This is a genomic window from Sinomonas atrocyanea (assembly GCF_001577305.1).
In the GTDB taxonomy this organism is placed as follows: Bacteria; Actinomycetota; Actinomycetes; order Actinomycetales; family Micrococcaceae; genus Sinomonas; species Sinomonas atrocyanea.
In genome coordinates, this window is sequence record NZ_CP014518.1 from 1,609,196 (window position 1) to 1,629,226 (window position 20,031).

Sequence of the window (20,031 nt, forward strand, 5' to 3'; positions counted from 1 at the left end):
CAATGAAACTCGGATACTGCACCATCACCTGGGGCGGCGTCGTCGGGCATCCCGTCGGGGTGACGAGCGTCAAGGACCTCTTCTACATGACGCACGGCTCGATGGAGACGGCCGTGAAGGACATCGCCTCAGTCGGCTACGAGGGCGTGGAGATGTTCGACGGCAATCTCGTCGAGTACGCCGATCGCCCTGAGGAGCTCCGCGGCCTGCTCCACGACGCCGGCGTCTCGCTCGTGAGCGTCTACACCGGCGCGAACTTCATCTACGCCGACATCCTCCCCGACGAACTGCACCGCATCCAGCGGTCCGCGGAACTGGCGGCCACGTTCGGGGCCGAACGCCTCGTCGTCGGCGGCGGCGCGCGCCGCGCCGCGGGAACCAGGGACGAGGACTACCAGCGCCTCGGCGAAGCCCTCGACAGGGTCGCCGACATCGCCGAGGGCTTCGGCCTGTCCGCGAGCTACCACCCCCACCTCAGCACGATCGTCGAAGGACCGGACGAGCTGGAGCGCCTGATGCCGCTGACCAGGATCGGCTTCTGCCCCGACACGGCGCACCTGGCAGCCGGTGGCGCTGACCCCGCGGCCATGATCCGCAAATACCCTGAGCGACTCCGCCACGTGCACCTGAAAGACCTCCGTGAGGACCCGTTCAGATTCCTGCCGCTCGGCGAAGGCGTCCTCGACCTTCCGGACATCGTCCAGGCCATCAAGGAGAGCGGCTACGACAGCTGGCTCATGGTCGAGCTCGACGAGTACGACGGAGACCCCCGCGCTGCCGCCGAGATCAGCAAGAAGTACCTGGACGACCTCCTCCACTCCTGACCCCCATCGAAAAGGAACACGTCATGAAGAACCTCAACGTCGGCCTCATCGGAGGCGGCTTCATGGGCAAGGCCCATTCGCTCGCCTACTCGGCGATGCCCATGTTCTTCTGGCCGGCCCCGGCCATGCCCGTCCGCCACACCATCGCCGAGGCGACCGACGACCTCGCTGCCGAGGCCGCCCGCCGCTTCGGCTTCGAGAAGTCGACCGCGGACTGGCGCAAGGTCATCGAAGACCCACAGATCGACGTCGTGGACATCGCCACGCCGAACCACCTCCACGCCGAGATCGCCATCGCAGCCGCACAGGCCGGCAAGCACATCATCTGCGAGAAGCCCCTGGCCCGCACCGGCGAGGAGTCCAAGGCCATGTACGACGCGGTCAAGGACGCCGGCATCGTCCACATGGTGGCCTTCAACTACCGCCGCACGCCCGCCGTCGCCCTCGCAAAGAAGTACATCGAAGAGGGCGCGATCGGCCGCATCCTCAACTTCCGCGGCACCTACCTCCAGGACTGGAGTGCCGACCCCAACTCTCCGCTCTCGTGGCGCTTCCAGAAGTCCGTCGCCGGCTCCGGCGCGCTCGGAGACATCGCAACCCACGTCATCGACATGGCCCGCTACCTCGTCGGCGAGTTCGCCTCCGTCAACTCGATCCTCTCGACATGGATTCCTGACCGGCCCCTGCAGTCCGGCGGGGCCGACGCGCTCGGGAACGTCCGGGGCGGCGACGGGCCGCGCGGCGAGGTCGACGTCGATGACGAGGTCATGACCATGGTCCGCTTCGCCAACGGCGCCGTCGGCTCCATCGAGGCCACCCGCAATGGGTGGGGGCGGAACAACTTCATCACGTTCGAGATCCACGGCACCGAGGGCAGCATCGTCTTCAACTACGAGCGCCGGGACGAGCTCCAGGTCTGCTTCGCGAACGACGGCGACGACCGCCGCGGCTTCCGGACCGTCTACACAGGGCCGGCGCACCCCTACGGAAGCGGCCTCTGGCCGATCCCTGCGCTCGGCATCGGCTACGGCGAGACGAAGATCATCGAGGCGCACGACTTCTTCAAGGCCATCGCCGAGGGCACCAGCGTGAGCCCGAACTTCGCCGATGGCTACCAGACCGCCCTCATCGACGACGCGATCGTCGCCTCGGCGGAGAAGGACGCGTGGGTCGACGTACCTCGCGTTGCGGAGCTCGCGGACTAGCGCGAACAGCCCCCTAGAGGTGGGGACAGCGGGCCTGTCCCCACCTCTGCCCCCAGCAGGAGGAAAGATGAATCCCCCATCCCCAGCGGACCGCAATCCAGCAGGACCGGTGGCGCAAGAAGTCTGGCTGATGCCCGTCTTCATCCCCAGCCCCGACCGCGCAGCCGAGCTGCGCACCGCTCTCCACGAGCTCCAGCAGACGAGCCGCAAGGACCCAGGCTGCATCGAATACAGCGTCTATGAGGCCGATGGACGATTCGTCCTCATCGAGGGCTGGGACAGCCGCGCCGACCTCGAGAGCCACAACGAGCAGGCCCACGTCCAAGAATTCGTGGGCAGTTCGGCGTACCTGCTGGCCGAGCCATTCACCGTTGCCCGCATCATCCCAGTGAGCTGAGAGCCCACCCCATCCGAGGAGGTCCCATGCCCCGCCCCTTCACCCTGTTCACCGGCCAGTGGGCCGACCTCAAGCTCGAGGAGGTCGCCGAGCTCGCCGCCGGCTGGGGCTACGACGGCCTCGAGATCGCCGTCTCCGGCGAACACCTCGACGCCGCCCGCTGGGACGATCAGGCCTACATCGACGAACGCCTCGGCATCCTCGAACGCCACGGCCTGCAGCTCTACGCGATCTCCAACCACCTCAAGGGCCAGGCCGTGTGCGACGACCCGATCGACTTCCGCCACCAGGGAATCGTCGGGTCCCGGGTGTGGGGCGACGGCGACCCCGAAGGCGTGCGGCGACGGGCCGCCGAGGACCTCAAGGACACCGCCCGACTCGCCCGCGCCCTCGGCGTGAAGACCGTGGTCGGATTCACCGGCTCGGGCATCTGGCAGTACGTGGCCATGTTCCCGCCCGTGCCCGCCACCGTCATCGACGCCGGCTACCAGGACTTCGCCGACCGGTGGAACCCCATCCTCGACGTCTTCGACGAGTGCGGGGTCCGGTTCGCCCACGAGGTCCACCCCTCCGAGATCGCCTACGACTACGTCTCCACCCAGCGCGCCCTCGAGGCCATCGGCCACCGGCCCGCGTTCGGCCTGAACTGGGACCCCTCCCACATGATGTGGCAGGGCCTGGACCCCGTCGCATTCATCACCGACTTCGCCGAGCGGATCTACCACGTGGACTGCAAGGACACCCGGATGCGCATGGGCAACGGCCGCGCCGGCATCCTCTCCTCCCACCTGCCCTGGGGCGACCCCCGCCGCGGCTGGGACTTCGTCTCCGCCGGCCGCGGCGACGTCCCCTGGGAGGACTGCTTCCGCGCCCTGACCGCCATCGGCTACGACGGGCCCATCAGCATCGAATGGGAGGACGCCGGCATGGACCGCCTCGTCGGGGCCCCCGAGGCCCTCGCCGCCCTGAAGAAGTTCGACTTCACCCCCGCCACCGCCTCCTTCGACGCCGCCTTCAGCAACCAGACCTGACGCCAGAACAGCAGCCACGGGGGTGGTCAACATCCTGATACATGTCGACGACTGGTCAACCCTCTCCGGGTGCCAGATTGAAGTACGCCTGAAGGGCAGGAGTGTCTGTACCGGAATCGTAGGAGAGGTCCTAGAAGGCGGGACCGTTCTGCTCGTCCAGCCGTTCAGAGGGGTCCGCACTGCATTCGACAAACGCGACTCATATGAGGCGTGGACAACTCTTACGTGTGTGAGGCCAGGCCTCAGCCGGAGGCCACCCGCAGCCGGTACCCGCGCTTGACCACGGTCTGCACGAGCTGGGGATCCGGAAGCGCCCCGCGCAGCCGGTTGACCGCCATGTCCAGGGCGTGGTTGGAGGCGGACGGGGAGACGAGCCGGGCGAGGGTCTCGCGCGGCACTACCGCGCCTCCGGCATCGAGCAGCGTCCGGAAGAGGAGCATCGCCGCCGGGGCGAGGAACAGCTCCGATCCGGCGACGGTGACGGCCCGGCCCCGCAGCGCGACGGTCCCCGCCGCGGTCTCGACGCTGCGCACTGCGCGCCGTTCGAGGTTGTCCGTGACGAGCTTGACCAGCGCCCCCATGCGGTACCGCTCCGGGATCCAGGGGCTGAGGCCGGCGGCCTCGAGCGGCGCGGCCGTGACGGGGCCGACGGCGGCGGTCGCCACCCGCCGGCGCAGCGACCCGATGAGCTCGCGGTAGACGCCGAGCTCGTGGGCGGTGCTGAACAGGGCATCCACGGCCGGGGCGCTCGTGAAGGTCAGGACGTCGAGGGCACCCTCGCACACGGCGGTGATGAGCGCCTCCGTCCGGTCGTCGCCCTCGGGACGCACCCAGCGGTAGGGCGTGACGGTGACGAGTTCCGCCCCGGCCTCGCGGAGCCGGTCGAGCTGGCCCCGGTCGGTGTAGCCGTGCAGCTGGACGGCAACGCGCCGCCCGTCGAGCCGGCCGCCCGCGTCGCGCAGCACAAGGTCCACGAGCGTGGAGGTGGTCTCGTCGTTGGCGATGCCGACGTCGGCCAGCCCGGCCGCGCGGACCGCGCCGCGGGCCTTGGGGCCGCGGACGTAGAGCGAGGCGCCGGAGAGGGAGTCCTGCAGCGCGTCTCCCAGCCCCGCGGCGTCGGCCACCTCGAGCCAGCGCCGCATGCCGTAGGCCGTGGTGATGACTGCCAGGTCGGGCTGCGCGGCGATGGTGCGGCGGGTGTCCTCGAGCAGTCCCTGGTCCTGGTCGACCGGCGCGATCGTAAGCACCGGGGCGTGCAGGACCTCGGCGCCGCGCCGCTCGAGCGCCTCGATCAGGTCCTGGGAGCGGCGGTGCGAGGTGACGCCCACCCGGAAGCCCCGGAGGAGCCCCCCAATGGCCCCTCCGTCCGCTGGTGCCGAGCCGGCATTCTCCGGCGCCGCCCCCCGGTCAGGTCCTACCGCGGCGGCGCTCATGCGGCGCTCCCGGCCGGCTGCTCCGCGAGGGCGCCGACGAGTCCGCGCAGCTCGTCGGCGTACGCCCCGCCCCCGGCAGCGCCGTGGCCGGCGGCGCGGACCACGTCGCCGATGACGATCACGGCAGGGTTGCCGCAGCCCGCCGTGTCCGCCTCCGCGCTGCCGAGGGCCGTGACGGTGGTGCGCTGGCCCGCCTGGTGGCCGCGCTCGACCACGGCGAGCGGCGTCGCCAGGCCCAGTCCCGCCCGCCGCAGCCCGGCGGCGAGGTGGGGGAGCGTGGCGATGCCCATGAGGACGACGACGGTCCCTCCCTCCGCTGCGAGCCCGGCGAGGTGGCGGTGCTCGGCGTCGGTCAGCGGGGCGTGCCCCGAGATGACCGTGAAGGAGTGGCTCACGTTGCGGTGCGTCACGGGGATCCCCGCGGCCGCGGGGACCGCGATCGAGCTCGAGATCCCGGAGACCACACGGACCGGGACGCCCGCGGCCGCGCAGGCGGCGGCCTCCTCGGCGCCGCGGCCGAACACGAACGGGTCCCCGCCCTTGAGCCGCACCACGTTGGCGGGACGCCCGGTGAGGCCGTACGTCGCGTAGTCGACGAGCAGCCGGTTGATCTCCTCCTGCGGCACCTTGTGGTGCCCTGGCAGCTTGCCGACGTCGACGAGCCTGGCCGTGGTGAGCGCGGGCAGCTCGCGCCACGGGGCGAGGCGGTCGAAGAGGACGATGTCGGCATCGCGCAGCGCCTCGACGGCCTCGACCGTGAGCAGGCCGCGGGACCCCGGGCCGCCGCCCACGAGGGTCACGTGGCCGCGGCGCCCCGCCGGGGGCTCGGCGACGAGCGGGACCCCGAGCCTGCGGTAGTGGTCCAGCACGGGCGCCCACGCGGCGTCGTGCGCCTCCGGGCGCCCCACCACGGCCACGAGCGCGGGCCTGGCGGGCACGGCGGCGGCCGCCATGTAGGCCTCGGCGGATGAGAAGAACGTCAGGCGCGCGCCCGCGGCCCGGTAGCGCGCGAGGGCCTGGCGGGACTCGTCGGCGTCGCCGAGCACGACGACGGGAAGGCCCTCGAGTGAGACGGTGATCTCCATGTCAGGCCTCCTGGGCGGTGGGCGCGGCAGCGGCCGCGGCGGGAGTGCGGACGGGGATGGTCGCGCCGAGGGAGACCCGCTCGGCGGCGGTGGCGGGCCGGACCTGGTCCCGCTCGGGGACGTGCACGATCGAGTCGTCGGCGGCGTCGGGGGCGTTGACGAAGGAGCGGAAGCGGCGCAGGCGCTCGGGGTCCTTCAGGGTCGCGGCCCACTCGTCCTCGTAGTGCTCCACGTGGCTGGCCATCGCCGCCTCGAGCTCGGCGGCGATCCCGAGCGAGTCCTCGACGACGACCTGCCGCACGTGCTCGAGGCCGCCGTCGAGCTCCTCCTGCCAGCGCGCGGTGCGCTGCAGGCGGTCGGCGGTGCGGATGTAGTACATGAAGTAGCGGTCGATGTACCTGATGAGGGTCTCATCGTCCAGGTCCTTGGCCAGGAGCTGGGCGTGGGCCGGGGTCGCGCCGCCGTTGCCGCCCACGTACAGGTTCCAGCCGTCCGCGGTCGCGATGACGCCCACGTCCTTGCCGCGGGCCTCGGCGCACTCGCGGGCGCAGCCGGAGACGCCGAGCTTGAGCTTGTGCGGGCTGCGCAGGCCCCGGTAGCGCAGCTCGAGCTGGATCGCCATGCCCACGGAGTCCTGCTGGCCGTAGCGGCACCAGGTCGACCCGACGCAGCTCTTCACCGTCCGCAGGCTCTTGCCGTACGCCTGCCCGGACTCCATGCCCGCGGCGATGAGCTCGGCCCAGATGTCCGGAAGCTGCTCGAGCCGGGCCCCGAACATGTCGATCCGCTGCCCGCCGGTGATCTTGGTGTAGAGGTTGTACTTCTGCGCGACGGACGCGATGACGGCGAGCTTCTCGGGGGTGATCTCGCCGCCGGGGATGCGCGGGACCACCGAGTACGTGCCGTCTTTCTGCATGTTGGCCAGGGCGCGGTCGTTGGTGTCCTGGAGGGTGCCGCGGCCGGCGTCGAGCACGTAGGCCGAGTGCTGGGAGGCGAGGATCGAGGCGATCGTCGGCTTGCAGATGTCGCAGCCGGCGCCCGTGCCGTACCGGGACATGATCTCCTCGAACGAGGTCAGCTGGGCGACCCGGATGTGGTCGAAGAGCTCCTGGCGGGAGAGCGGGATGTGCTCGCACAGGGCCTTGCTCACGGTCACGCCGGACTTGGCGAGCTCGGCCTCGAGGAGCTTCTTGATCATCGGCACGCACGAGCCGCACTGCGTCCCGGCGCGCGTGCAGGCCTTGAGCCCGGCCACGTCCTGCACCGGGTCCTGCCCCTCGCAGGCCCCGCAGGCGTTGACGGCATCGCGCAGCGTCCCGGCCGCGACGTTGTTGCACGAGCACAGGATCGCGTCGTCCGGGAGCTCGGTTTCGGGCGCCTCGCCGCCGCCTGCAGCGGACAGGAAGGCGCCGGGCTCGGCGGGGAGCTCGCGGCCCAGGAGCGGGCGCAGGCTCAGGTAGGGGGAGGCGTCGCCGACGAAGATGCCGCCGAGGAGCGTGCGCGCATCGTCGGTCGTGACGATCTTCTGGTAGACGCCGCGGGCGGGGTCGGCGTAGACGATCTCGAGTGCGCCCGGCTCGGCCGCGAACGCGTCGCCGAAGCTCGCCACGTCCACCCCGGAGAGCTTGAGCTTGGTGGCCGTGTCGAAGCCGGGGAAGGTCGCCTCGCCGCCGTGGAGGCGGTCCGCGACGATCTCCGCCATCGTGTTCGCGGGCGCCACGAGCCCCAGGCACATGCCGCCGAAGCTCGCCACCTCGCCGATCGCCCATACGTTCGGCGCGCCCGTCGCGCACCTTTCGTCGATCACGACGCCGCCCCGCGGCCCGATCTCGAACGTCGCCCCGGCGCCGGACTCGCCCGCGGCGTCCACGGCCGCGCGGATGAGCTCGTCACGGGGCCGGACGCCGATCGCGACGACCACGAGGTCCGCGGGCACCACGCGCCCGTCCGCCATGAGCACGCCGGTGACCGACCCGGCGTCATCCGTGTGCACCTCGGACGGGAACACCCCGCCGTGCAGCGTGAAGCCCTTCGCGGCGATCAGCCGCGTGAGCGCCTGGCCGGCGCCCTCGTCGAGCTGCCGGTTCATGGGCCACGGCGAGCCGTCGATGATGAGGGACTCCGCACCGAGCGACTGCGCCCCCGCGGCCGCCTCGATGCCGAGCAGCCCGCCGCCGATCACGGCGACCCGCGGCTGGCGGCCGAGCACCTGGCCGAGGCGGCCGATCTCGGCACGGAGGAACCAGACGTCCTCGAGCGTGCGGTAGACGTGCGTGTGCTCGGCGCCCGGGATCGGGAGGCGGGCGGCGTTCGAGCCTGTCGCGAGCACGAGCTCGTCGTAGGGCAGCTCCTCCGTGCCGTCCTGGCCCTCCAGGAGCACGGTGCGGGACGCGGCGTCGAGGCGCACGGCGCGCGCGCCGGTGCGGAGCGTGACCCCGGGCGTGTCCCACAGGGACGGTGTGCCCAGCGTGAGGTCGACGCTGCCCGGCTCCTCGGTGAGCGCCTTGGAGAGCGCCACGCGGTCATAGGGGAGGTGGGCCTCCTCGGTGACGACGGTGATCCGGAAGCCGCCGGAGGAGTCGAGGCCACGGGCGGCCATCGCCTCGACGAAGCGGTGGGCGGCGGGGCCGCCGCCGATCACGGCCACGCGGCGCGGACCGGTGCCGGCGGTGGGGGTCTCGAGCGGGCTCATGCTCACGGTGGGTGCCTTCCGTAGGAGGATGCCGGGCGCCCCGGCGTGTTTCCTCCACCCTAGGAGGGGGCGATTTCGGCCCAGTTGCCCGGATGTAACGGACCGTTGACTTCACTGTCACGGGCATGTTTCGCGACAGGTGAGGCCGGTTTTACGTGGCCGTCACGCGTGCTCAACCCGGGCGAAACCCTCCGCTCCGTAGCGTGGAGCCATGACGATCACAGCTGAAGCACCCCGCACGGACACCCTCCGGGACCACGCCGGCCCCGTTCCTTCCGACGGCGTCTGGCACAGCGTCTGCACCCTGGCCGACCTCGAGCCGAACTGGGGAGAGGCCGCGCTCGTGGCGGGGCGCCAGGTCGCGCTGTTCCGCCTGGCGACCGGCGAGGTCTACGCGGTCGAGCAGCGGGACCCCGTGAGCGAGGCGTACGTGATGGCTCGCGGCATCGTGGGCTCCCGGGGCGAGCGCCCCACCGTCGCGTCCCCGCTCCACAAGGAGGTCTACGACCTGGCCACCGGCGAGCGGCTCGATGCCCCGGGCATCCCCCTCGCCACCTTCCGCGCCCGAGTGGTCGACGGCAGGGTGCAGGTCGCGGCCTGACCGGGGCCCACCCGCCGCGGGGAGCTCCGGCTAGAGCCCGAGCGCCTCGCGCACATCGTCGAGTGCTGCGTCCATCGCCGCCCGCGCGGCCTGGCGGGCCTCGGCGAGCTCGGCAGAGCTGTCCACCGGGCGGATCACCTCGACATAGCACTTGAGCTTCGGCTCGGTCCCGCTCGGCCGGATGATCACGCGGGTCGAGTCCCGCGTGGCCCACAGCAGCCCCTCGGTGGGCGGCAGCTGCTCCGACCCCTCCGAGAGGTCGACGGCCGTCTCGACCGGGGAGTCCGCGAAGGAGGCCGGCGGGTCCTGCCGCAGGCGGGTCATCATCGCCTCGAGGAGGCCCAGGTCGGCCACCCGGACGCTGAGCTGGTCCGTGAGGTGGACCCCGTGCAGCACGTGCAGCGCGTCGAGCCGGTCGAAGAGGGTCTGGCCCTGGGCCTTCGCCTCCGCGGCCATCTCGGCGACCAGGAGCGCGGCGGAGATCCCGTCCTTGTCCTTGACGAGCTCCGGCGCGACGCAGTAGCCGAGCGCTTCCTCGTAGCCGTACACGAGCCCGGGGACCCGGGAGATCCACTTGAACCCGGTGAGCGTCTCGCGGTGGGCGATCCCGGCCGAGGCGGCGATGCGGGACAGCAGCCGCGAGGACACGATCGAGTTCGCGAACACCGGCCCGCCCGGCTCGGCATCGGCCGCGGGCGGGGCGGCGGGGGAGGCGGCAGGGGAGGCGTCGGCGGCGGCCGCCGGGGCGGCGTCGTCCGTGAGGCCCTGCCCGCGGCCGAGGCGGCGGACCATGTGGGAGCCGAGCAGCGCCCCGACCTCGTCGCCGCGGAGCATGCGCCACTCGCCCGAGGCGGGGTCCTCGGCCGCGACGGCGCAGCGGTCGGCGTCCGGGTCATTGGCGATCACGAGGTCCGCGCCGGCCGCCTGGGCGGCCTCGAGCGCGAGGTCGAGCGCGCCGGCCTCCTCCGGGTTCGGGAAGGCCACGGTGGGGAAGGCCGGGTCCGGCTCGGCCTGCTCGCGCACGAGCGAGACGTCGTCGAAGCCGGCCGCGCGCAGCACGCCGGCGGCCGTCTCGCCGCCCACGCCGTGCAGCGGCGTCAGGACGACCTTGAGCTCGCGCGCCGGGAAGAGCCCGGGATCGGCGAGGCGCACGACGGCGTCCCGGTAGTCCGCGGCGACGCTCGCCGGCAGCGTGGTCCAGCCGGACTCGGCGAGGACGATGGCGCCGACCGGGCCGGCGGCGTCGATGAGCGCGGAGATCTCCGCATCGACGGGGGCGACGATCTGCGCCCCGCGCCCGCCCTCGTCCACGGCGCGGCCGCCGAGGTAGACCTTGTAGCCGTTGTCCTGGGGCGGATTGTGGCTGGCCGTGACCATGACGCCCGCGTCGCAGCCGAGCGCCTGCAGGGCATAGGCGAGGACCGGGGTGGGCAGCGCCGAGGGCATCAGGTACGCCTCGACGCCCGCCGCGGTGAAGACCGCGGCCGTCTCCTCCGCGAACACGTCCGAGTTGGTGCGGGCGTCGTAGCCCACGACGGCGCGCGGCCGGGTCCCGTCCGCGGCCCCCGGCCGGGCGGCGGCGACCTTGCCGAGGAGGAACGCGGCCACCCCCGCCGCGGCGCGCCGCACCGTGACGCGGTTCATGCGGTTCGGACCCGGCCCCAGCGCCGCGCGCAGGCCGGCCGTGCCGAACTGCAGGGTCCCGGCGAACGCGTCCGCGAGCTCCTGCCGCGCGGCCTCGCGTGCGGGGGAGCCCTCGGGCTCGGCAGCCCGCGCGAGGGTCTCGCGCAGCTGGGCCGCGGTGGCCGGGTCCGGATCGGCCGCGGCCCAGGCCTCGGCGCGGGAGACGAGCTCGTCGAGCCCGGGGGCGCCGGCAGGTGTGGTGCTCATGGGAAGGCCCTTCAGATCGCGGCGAGGACGTCGGCGAGGAGGCGCGAGATGCGCGGGCCGGCGGCCCGCCCGGCCTCGAGGACCTCCTCGTGGCTGAGGGGCTCCGGACTGATGCCGGCGGCGAGGTTGGTCACGAGCGAGATGCCGAAGACCTCCAGGCCTGCGTGCCGTGCGGCGATCGCCTCGAGCGCGGTGGACATGCCGATCAGGTCCGCGCCGATCCGCTTCGCGTACTGCACCTCGGCCGGCGTCTCGTAGTGGGGTCCGGGGAACTGGGCGTACACGCCCTCGGCGAGGCTCGGGTCCACGGACCGGGCCACCGCGCGCAGCCGCGCCGAGTAGAGGTCGGTCAGGTCCACGAAGGTCGCGCCCTCGAGCGGGGACGCGGCGGTGAGGTTGATGTGGTCGCTGATCAGCACCGGAGTGCCGGGCGCCCAGTCGGGGTTCAGGCCGCCGCAGCCGTTCGTGAGCGTGAGGACCCTGCAGCCCGCGGCTGCCGCGGTGCGGACGCCGTGCACCACCGCGCGCACGCCCTTGCCCTCGTAGTAGTGGGTGCGCGCGCCGAGCACGAGGGCCCGCTTGCCGTCCGCGGTCAGCACGGAGCGGATGGTGCCCACATGGCCCTCCACCGCGGGGGCCGAGAAGCCGGGGACCTCGGGCGCGGGGAGGGTCGCGGTCGTCTCCCCGATGAGGTCCGCCGCGCCGGCCCAGCCGGAGCCGAGGACGAGCGCGAGATCGTGCTGCGCCACGCCCGTGGCGCGCGCAATATGGTCTGCCGCGGCCCGGGCCAGCTCGAAGGGCCCGGTGGCGGTTGCCGTTGTCGTCACAGGTAGAACCTACCAACCGCACCCGCGCGGGGCATGCTCGGCACGCAATGGCCCCCACGCCCCCGCGCAGGGCACAATGGATGTCCGTGACGATGAACCCTGACTTCGCGGCCCCCCACATTGCAATCCTCGGCGGCGGACCCGGCGGCTACGAGGCGGCGTCGGTCGCCGCGTCGCTCGGCGCCCGGGTCACGATCGTGGAGCGCGCCGGGCTCGGCGGCTCCGCGGTGCTCACCGACGTGGTGCCCTCCAAGACCCTCATCGCGACGTCCGACCTCATGACCCGGGTCGAGGAGGCCTCGGCGGCGCTCGGGCTGCGCCTGGCCTCCGGCAGCGGGGACTCGCTCAAGCGCTCCGACCTCCGCGCGGACCTGCGCATCGTCAACGACCGGCTCCTTGGCCTCGCCCGCCAGCAGTCGGAGGACATCCGCGCCGGGCTCGAGGCACAGGGCGTCAGGATCGTCCTGGGCTCCGGCCGGCTCGTGGACGGCAGCGTGATCGAGGCGGTCACCGTGGACGGGACCGAGCGGATCGAGGCCGACGCCGTGATCCTCGCCGTGGGCGCCCACCCCCGCGAGCTGCCCACGGCCCGCCCGGACGGCGAGCGGATCCTCAACTGGGCCCAGATCTACAGCCTCGAGGAGCTCCCGGAGGACCTCATCGTGGTCGGCTCGGGCGTGACGGGCGCCGAGTTCGCCTCCGCCTACAACGGCCTCGGGTGCAAGGTCACGCTCATCTCGTCCCGCGACCGGGTCCTCCCCGGCTCCGACACCGACGCCGCCGAGCTGCTCGAGAAGGTCTTCACCCGGCGCGGGGTGCGGGTGCTCTCGCGCTCGCGGGCCGAGGCGGTCGAGCGCACGGAGGACGGCGTCGTCGTCACCCTCGGCGACGGCACGAAGGTGACCGGCTCGCACTGCCTCCTCTGCGTCGGCTCCATCCCCAACACGGACGGGATCGGGCTCGAGCAGGCCGGCGTCGCCGTCAGCGAGAGCGGGCACATCAAGGTCGACGGCGTCTCCCGCACCTCCGCGACCAGCATCTACGCGGCGGGCGACTGCACGGGCGTCCTCGCGCTCGCCTCCGTCGCGGCGATGCAGGGCCGCATCGCGGTCGCCCACATCCTCGGCGACCAGGTGACGCCCCTGAACCTCAGCCACGTGGCCTCGAACATCTTCACCTCGCCCGAGATCGCCTCCGTGGGCGCCTCCGAGGCGGACGTCGCGACCGGCAGGATCGCCGGGGACATCGTGACGCTGCGCCTGAAGAGCAACGCCCGCGCCAAGATGCGCAACACGACCGACGGGTTCGTCAAGATCATCTCCCGCAAGGGATCCGGGACTGTGATCGGCGCCGTCGTGATGGGCTCGAACGCCTCCGAGCTCATCTTCGGCCTCGCGATGGCGGTCGAGCAGAAGCTCCACGTGGACGACGTCGCGAACACCTACGCCGTCTATCCGTCCCTGTCCGGCTCGCTCTCGGAGGCCGCGCGGCGCCTGCACGTGCACATGTAGCCGGCCGGCCGCCCCCGGCGCGCCGCGCGCCGCCGCACCGGGGGAGCGGGGGGTCCTGCCGCGGGCGCCCTCATGTGGGCTATGCTCGCAACCATGGCACCGCGGAGCTTCCTTGAATGGCCCGTCGTCCGGCAGATGCGCACCGGCGATCTGCTCGGCCGTGGGCCCTCGGTCACCTCGCCCCGGACCAAGGCGATCGCCCCCCGGACGGCCACGGCCGACCGCGTCGTGCAGAGCGTGTGCCCCTACTGCGCGGTGGGCTGCGGGCAGCGCGTCTACGTCAAGGACGAGAGGGTCGTGCAGATCGAGGGCGACCCGGACTCGCCCATCTCGCGCGGCCGCTTGTGCCCCAAGGGCTCGGCCAGCGAACAGTTGGTCAACTCCCCGGGCCGGCAGACCCGGGTGCTGTACCGCGCCCCGCGCTCTGCGGAGTGGAAGCACCTGGACCTGGCCACCGCCGTCGACATGATCGCGGACCGGTTCATCGAGACGCGCCGCAGGACATGGCAGCAGGAAGACAGCGAACGCCGGCTGCTGCGCCGCACCATGGGCATCGCCTCGCTCGGCGGCGCGACGCTGGACAACGAAGAGAACTACCTGATCAAGAAGCTGTTCACGGCTGCCGGGGCGGTGCAGACCGAGAACCAGGCGCGCATTTGACACTCCGCCACGGTTCCCAGTCTGGGAGCCTCGTTTGGACGCGGTGGCGCGACGCAGTCACTGCAGGACATGGCCAACGCCGACTGCATCATCATCCAGGGTTCCAACATGGCCGAGTGCCATCCGGTGGGATTCCAGTGGGTTGCGGAGGCGAAGGCCCGCGGAGCGAAGGTCATCCACGTCGACCCCCGCTTCACCCGCACGTCGGCCGTCGCGGACAGGCACATCCCGATCCGTGCCGGCTCTGACGTCGTCCTCCTGGGTGCGCTCATCAACTACGTCATCAGCAACGACCTCTGGTTCAAGGAGTACGTGAGCGCGTACACCAACGCGGCGACGCTGGTCCACGAGGACTACCGCGACGCCGAGGACCTCGGCGGCCTCTTCTCGGGCTTCGATCCGGAGACCGGGGCGTACGACAAGTCGTCGTGGGGATACGCGGAGGACGAGGGGGGCTCGATCGCCGAGCCCGGAGCCAGCTCCGAGCACGGCGCGGACGCCGCGGCCCGTGCCGCCGGCCACTCGTTCGGCAGCGGCGGGCCCGCCCTGGAGCATGCCCAGGTGCGGCGCGACGACACACTGCAGGATCCGAGGACCGTCTTCCAGATCGTCAAGCGGCACTACTCCCGTTACACCCCGGAGATGGTCCGGGACATGTGCGGCATCGACGTCGCCGACTTCGAGTACCTGGCCCGCACCATCACCGAGAACTCGGGGCGCGAGAGGACCACCTGCTTCGCCTACGCCGTCGGGTGGACCCAGCACTCCCTGGGAGCACAGTTCATCCGGACCGCCGCGATCCTGCAGCTCCTGCTCGGCAATGTGGGCCGCCCGGGCGGCGGGATCATGGCGCTGCGCGGCCACGCCAGCATCCAGGGCTCCACGGACATCCCGACCCTCTTCAACCTGCTCCCCGGGTACCTGCCGATGCCGAGCGTGGGACGCCACGACACTCTCAGCGAGTATCTGGGGGCGATCGCGTCGAAGCAGCAGAAGGGCTATTGGGCGGACGCCGATGCCTACACCGTGAGCCTGCTGAAGGCGTGGTGGGGCGACGCCGCGACGGCGGAGAACGACTGGGCCTACGACTACCTCCCGAGACTGACCGGAGCGCACGGCACCTACGAGACCGTGATGGGCATGCTCGACGACGAGGTGGAGGGCTACTTCCTCCTCGGACAGAACCCGGCCGTGGGCTCGGCCCACGGGCGCATGCAGCGGCTGGGCATGTCGCACCTGAAGTGGCTCGTCGTCCGCGACCTGAACCTCATCGAGTCGGCCACGTGGTGGAAGGACGGCCCGGAGATCGAGTCTGGGGAACTGCGCACCGAGGACATCGAGACCGAGGTGTTCTTCCTGCCCGCGGCGACCCATGTGGAGAAGGCGGGCTCGTTCACCCAGACCCAGCGGCTGCTCCAGTGGCGGCACCAGGCGGTCTCCCCGCCCGGTGAATGCCAGAGCGAGCTGCAGTTCTTCTTCGAGCTGGGCCAGCGGATCCGCGAGAAGCTGGCCGGCTCGGACGACGAGCGCGACCGCCCGCTGCTCGACCTCACATGGGACTACCCCACGGACGAGCACGGCGATCCCGATCCGGAGGCCGTGCTCGCCGAGATCAACGGCCGCCACCTGGCTGGCCCGGACGCCGGCAGCCCGCTCTCGGCGTACACCGAGCTGCGCGCCGACGGTTCCACCGCAGCGGGCTGCTGGATCTACACCGGCGTGTACGCCGGCGGCACCAACCATGCCGCGAATCGCACGCCGGGCCGCGAGCAGGGACCTGCCGCACCGGACTGGGGCTGGGCGTGGCCGGCCAACCGCCGGATCCTCTACAACCGGGCCTCCGCCGACCCCGCCGGCAGGCCGTGGAGCGAGCGCAAGAAGTACATCTGGTGGGACCAGGAGCAGGGACGGTGGGTCGGCGACGACGTGCCGGACTTCCCCCTCGACCGGGCGCCGGGCAGCACTCCCGACCCCGCGCTCGGCGGTCCTGCCGCCCTCAGCGGAGACGACCCGTTCATCATGCAGTCCGACGGCAAGGGCTGGCTGTTCGCACCCACCGGCCTCGTGGACGGGCCCCTGCCGACCCACTACGAGGCCCAGGAATCTCCGGTGGCCAACGCGCTGTACCCGCAGCAGCAGAACCCGGCGCGGCTCAGGTTCCCGCGCCCGGACAACCTCAGCGCGCCGAGCGCCGGGACGAGCGGTGTGGAGGTCTATCCCTACGTCTTCACCACGTACCGGCTCACCGAGCACCACACCGCCGGAGGGATGAGCCGCTGGCTGCCGTACCTCTCGGAGCTGCAGCCGGAGATGTTCTGCGAGGTCTCCCCGGAGCTGGCTGCCGAGCGCGGACTCGAGCCCTATGGGTGGGCCACGATCATCTCGCCCCGGTCTGCCATCGAAGCGAAGGTGATCGTCACGGAGCGGATGACTCCGCTGGCCGTGGGCGGCCACACCGTCCACCAGATCGGGTTGCCCTACCACTGGGGCGTCGGGACGAACGCGGTGGTCAGCGGCGACGCGGCGAACGACCTCCTGGGTGTCACCCTGGACCCCAACGTCCAGATCCAGGAGTCCAAGGTGGCCTCATGCGACATCCGGCCGGGCCGCCGGCCCCGGGGGGCCGACCTGCTCGCCCTGGTCGCCGAGTACCAGGCGCGGGCCGGCACGACCGTCGAGACCGGCAACCAGGCGGTCACCGATCCGGCGCGCGAAGGCATCGACCAGACGAGGGAGGACTAGATGGGCCAGCTGTCCGGACCGACCGATCCCACCGCCGATGCCCACTGGGAGCACACCCATCCGCGCAAGGGGTTCTTCACCGACACCTCGATCTGCATCGGGTGCAAGGCCTGTGAGGTCGCCTGCAAGGAGTGGAACCACAACCCCCAGGACGGCGACCTGGAGCTGCTGGGGTCCTCCTACGACAACACGGGCGCGCTGGGAGCGAGCACCTGGCGGCATGTCGCCTTCATCGAGCAGGGCCAGGACCGCATCGTCGAGGCCCGGGAATCCGGGCGCGCGCTCGTGAACCTGGGTATGCCCCGCATCGGGCCGCCCGCGGATGCCGCACCGGACCTGTCCGAGGCGGACACGGCGCCCCCGGACACGGCAGACTTCCGGTGGCTGATGTCCTCCGACGTCTGCAAGCACTGCACGCATGCCGGGTGCCTCGACGTCTGCCCGACCGGGGCGCTCTTCCGGACCGAGTTCGGCACCGTCGTGGTGCAGGACGATGTCTGCAACGGCTGCGGGACGTGCGTGGCCGGGTGCCCGTTCGGCGTGATCGAACGCCGCCGTGACGGCACCGTCGCGGTGGCCGCCGAGCGGGAGCAGCACGCAGAGCATCCTGCTGTCCCCAACGTGGGCGTCGCCCAGAAGTGCACGCTGTGCTACGACCGGCTGGTGGCCGACGAGACCCCGGCCTGTGCCAAGGCCTGCCCGACGACGTCCATCAAGTTCGGCGACCACGATGACATGGTGGAGACGGCCAAGGAACGTGTGGCCGCCCTGCATGCACAGGGGCTGACCGAAGCGAGGCTCTACGGCGCGAACGAGCTCGACGGGGTGGGCGGGACCGGTTCGGTGTTCCTGCTGCTCGACGAGCCGGAGGTCTACGGGCTCCCGCCGGACCCGAGGGTGCCCACGGCCGATCTGCCGCAGATGTACCGGAGAGCCGGGATGGCCGTAGCAGGGATGGTGGCCGCAGCCGCGTTGGCCTTCTGGAGAGGACGGGCGTGACCCACTCGGATTTCGACAGCTTCCGCCCCACCGAGCCCGCCCGGCGCCGTCGCCCTGACGGCAGGCGACGCGGCGGCCGCCGAGACGGCGGCGGCGACGGATCCAGGGAGATGCCCATGGTTCCGGAGCCCGAGTTCACCTCGTACTACGGCCGTCCGGTGGTCAAGCCGGCGCCGTGGGGCGACGACGTGGCCGCCTACCTGTTCCTCGGCGGCGTCGCAGGGGGGTCCGCGCTGCTCGGCCTCGGCGGCCAGCTGACCGGCCGGCCCACGCTGCGCAGGAATGCCCGGCTGGGCGCCCTGGCGGCCGTCAGCGTCGGTGCCGTCGCCCTCGTGAAGGACCTGGGCCGGCCGGAACGCTTCCTGCACATGCTGCGGACCTTCAAGGTGACGTCGCCGATGAGCGTCGGCTCGTGGATCCTCAGCGCGTTCAGCGCCGGCACCGCGGTCGCGGCGGTCGCGGAGATCGACCGCCTGAGCGGTGCGCGGCTGCCGCTCGGGCCGCTGCGGCCCGTGCTGCAGGGCGTCGAGGGGCTGGCCGGCTTCGAGGCAGCGCTCTTCGGCGGACCCCTGGCGGCGTACACCGCGGTCCTGCTCGGCGACACTGCCACTCCCACGTGGAATGCCGCGCACGAGGAGCTGCCCTTCGTCTTCGTCAGTTCGGCGACGCTCGCCTCCGCCGGCCTCGCTATGATCACGACCCCGGTCAACGAGGCCTCTCCCGCCCGGACGCTCGGGGTGCTCGGCGTCATCGGCGACGTGGTGGCGACGCGGGTGATGGAGCACCGGATGGACCCGGTCGCCGCCGAGCCCCTGCACGAGGGCAAGGCCGGCGCCATGCTGAAGTGGAGCGAACGGCTGGCGGTCGCCGGCGGACTGGGTGCACTGGCGGCCGGACGCAGCCGCGCCGTGGCGGCCGCCTCCGGGCTGGCGCTGCTGGCAGCCTCGGCCCTGACCCGGTTCGGGCTGTTCGAAGCCGGCCTGTCCTCGGCCCGGGATCCGCGCTACACGATCGAACCGCAGAAGAAGCGGCTTGCAGCCCGCCGCGCGGCCGGGATCACCGACGATTCGATCACTACCGCGGGCTGACACAGCCGGCTGAGGCCCGGGCCGAGGCCTAGCGGATCTCGAGGCCTGCGCCCACGGTGGTGTGCCCGATCACCGGGTGCCCGGGCACTTCGCCCACCACCAGCAGCCCACCGGACGTCTGCGCGTCGGCGAGCAGGAGCAGGTCGTCCTCGGTGATCCGGGAGGCGGTCCGGATCTGCGGCCGCACCCAGTCGAGGTTTCGCCGGGTCCCGCCCGAGACGAATCCGTCCCGCAGCGCCTGACGCGCCCCCTCGATGAGCGGCACCGCGTCCAGGTCGATCACCGCGCCCACGGTGGAGGCGCGGCACATCTTGTACAGGTGCCCCAGCAGACCGAAGCCCGTCACATCCGTGGCAGCCCGGATGCCGGCCGCGACCGCGTCCCGGGCCGCGTCGCGGTTGAGGCTCGCCATCGTCGCCACCGCTTCGGCGAACACCTCGCCGGTCTGCTTGTGCCGGTTGTTGAGAAGGCCGACGCCGATCGGCTTGGTCAGCGTGATCGGCAGCCCCGGCTCGGCGGCGTCGTTGCGCAGCAGCCGGTCCGGGGGAGCGACACCGGTGACCGCCATGCCGTACTTCGGCTCCGGATCATCGATGGAATGGCCGCCGATCACCGGGCAGCCTGCCTCCGCGGCGACGCTCAGACCACCGCGGAGGACCTCGGCCATCAGCTCTGCCGGCAGGACGCCGCGGGGCCAGCCCACGAGGTTGACCGCCATGATCGGCCGCCCTCCCATCGCGTAGATGTCGGAGAGGGCGTTGGCCGCCGCGATGCGGCCCCAGTCGAAGGCGTCGTCGACGACCGGGGTGAAGAAGTCGGCGGTCGAGAGCACGGCGAGGTCATCGCGCACCAGGACGGCCGCGGCGTCGTCGCCGTTGTCCAGGCCGACCAGCACGTCCGCACCCGGCTGGCCGACGAGGCTGCGGACCACGTCTTCGAGCTCTCCGGGCGGGATCTTGCAGGCGCAGCCGCCACCGTGGGCGTAGCCGGTCAGCCGGGGCGCGCCGGCCGCGCCGCCGTCGAGCAGCGGCAGGGACGTGGGGGCC

Annotated in this window: 15 protein-coding genes; 9 read left to right on the plus strand and 6 right to left on the minus strand. The window is 72.2% G+C overall.

The window, feature by feature from the left end:
- Positions 1 to 2 precede the first annotated feature (2 nt).
- The 4 genes from SA2016_RS07430 (at position 3) to SA2016_RS07445 (ending at position 3,457) form a co-directional block, all read left to right on the plus strand.
- Positions 3 to 824, plus strand: coding sequence for a sugar phosphate isomerase/epimerase family protein (locus SA2016_RS07430; protein WP_066497024.1), 822 nt, complete (start codon positions 3 to 5; stop codon positions 822 to 824).
- Between the two features lie 23 nt (positions 825 to 847).
- The gene (locus tag SA2016_RS07435) at positions 848 to 2,029 is read left to right on the plus strand and encodes a levoglucosan dehydrogenase (protein ID WP_066497025.1); all 1,182 of its coding nucleotides are present in this window, start codon (positions 848 to 850) and stop codon (positions 2,027 to 2,029) included.
- Between the two features lie 130 nt (positions 2,030 to 2,159).
- On the plus strand, positions 2,160 to 2,426 hold the full coding sequence (locus SA2016_RS07440; RefSeq protein WP_066497027.1) for a putative quinol monooxygenase: 267 nt from the start codon (positions 2,160 to 2,162) through the stop codon (positions 2,424 to 2,426).
- 26 nt (positions 2,427 to 2,452) lie between these two features.
- Positions 2,453 to 3,457, plus strand: coding sequence for a sugar phosphate isomerase/epimerase family protein (locus SA2016_RS07445; RefSeq protein WP_066497028.1), 1,005 nt, complete (start codon positions 2,453 to 2,455; stop codon positions 3,455 to 3,457).
- Positions 3,458 to 3,699: 242 nt separating this feature from the next.
- Here SA2016_RS07445 and SA2016_RS07450 read toward each other — a convergent pair whose 3' ends face one another.
- From SA2016_RS07450 to nirB, 3 genes are read right to left on the minus strand one after another with little or no spacing between them, the layout of a single operon-like run.
- Entirely contained in the window at positions 3,700 to 4,890 is a 1,191-nt protein-coding gene (locus SA2016_RS07450) for a uroporphyrinogen-III synthase (RefSeq protein WP_066497029.1), read from the minus strand.
- Positions 4,887 to 5,975, minus strand: coding sequence for a uroporphyrinogen-III C-methyltransferase (gene cobA, locus SA2016_RS07455; protein WP_066497030.1), 1,089 nt, complete (start codon positions 5,973 to 5,975; stop codon positions 4,887 to 4,889). The genes SA2016_RS07450 and cobA overlap by 4 nt, the downstream gene beginning before the upstream one ends.
- A gap of 1 nt (position 5,976) precedes the next feature.
- A complete protein-coding gene (gene nirB, locus SA2016_RS07460; protein ID WP_066502159.1) occupies positions 5,977 to 8,667 on the minus strand; it encodes a nitrite reductase large subunit NirB in 2,691 nt (896 codons plus the stop codon).
- Between the two features lie 211 nt (positions 8,668 to 8,878).
- Here nirB and nirD point away from each other — a divergent pair, with 211 nt between their 5' ends.
- The gene (gene nirD / locus SA2016_RS07465) at positions 8,879 to 9,268 is read left to right on the plus strand and encodes a nitrite reductase small subunit NirD (protein ID WP_066497032.1); all 390 of its coding nucleotides are present in this window, start codon (positions 8,879 to 8,881) and stop codon (positions 9,266 to 9,268) included.
- Positions 9,269 to 9,298: 30 nt separating this feature from the next.
- Here nirD and SA2016_RS07470 read toward each other — a convergent pair whose 3' ends face one another.
- A complete protein-coding gene (locus SA2016_RS07470) occupies positions 9,299 to 11,158 on the minus strand; it encodes a phospho-sugar mutase (RefSeq protein WP_066497033.1) in 1,860 nt (619 codons plus the stop codon).
- 11 nt (positions 11,159 to 11,169) lie between these two features.
- Positions 11,170 to 11,985 carry a purine-nucleoside phosphorylase gene (locus SA2016_RS07475; RefSeq protein ID WP_066497035.1) on the minus strand — a complete coding sequence of 272 codons (816 nt, stop codon included), beginning with the start codon at positions 11,983 to 11,985 and terminating at the stop codon, positions 11,170 to 11,172.
- Between the two features lie 86 nt (positions 11,986 to 12,071).
- On the opposite strand from SA2016_RS07475, the gene SA2016_RS07480 reads away from it, so the two are divergent.
- From SA2016_RS07480 to nrfD, 4 genes are all read left to right on the plus strand, one after another.
- Complete coding sequence (locus SA2016_RS07480) at positions 12,072 to 13,496, plus strand: NAD(P)H-quinone dehydrogenase (protein WP_066497036.1); 1,425 nt, start codon at positions 12,072 to 12,074, stop codon at positions 13,494 to 13,496.
- A 93-nt stretch (positions 13,497 to 13,589) separates the two neighbouring features.
- A complete protein-coding gene (gene fdh, locus SA2016_RS07490) occupies positions 13,590 to 16,898 on the plus strand; it encodes a formate dehydrogenase (protein WP_141305557.1) in 3,309 nt (1,102 codons plus the stop codon).
- A complete protein-coding gene (locus tag SA2016_RS07495; RefSeq protein WP_066497039.1) occupies positions 16,899 to 17,897 on the plus strand; it encodes a 4Fe-4S dicluster domain-containing protein in 999 nt (332 codons plus the stop codon).
- A complete protein-coding gene (gene nrfD, locus SA2016_RS07500; protein ID WP_066497041.1) occupies positions 17,894 to 18,985 on the plus strand; it encodes an NrfD/PsrC family molybdoenzyme membrane anchor subunit in 1,092 nt (363 codons plus the stop codon). The genes SA2016_RS07495 and nrfD overlap by 4 nt, the downstream gene beginning before the upstream one ends.
- 28 nt (positions 18,986 to 19,013) lie before the next feature.
- On the opposite strand, the gene selD is transcribed toward nrfD, so the two are convergent.
- The gene (selD, locus tag SA2016_RS07505) at positions 19,014 to 20,012 is read right to left on the minus strand and encodes a selenide, water dikinase SelD (protein ID WP_371326659.1); all 999 of its coding nucleotides are present in this window, start codon (positions 20,010 to 20,012) and stop codon (positions 19,014 to 19,016) included.
- Positions 20,013 to 20,031 lie beyond the last annotated feature (19 nt).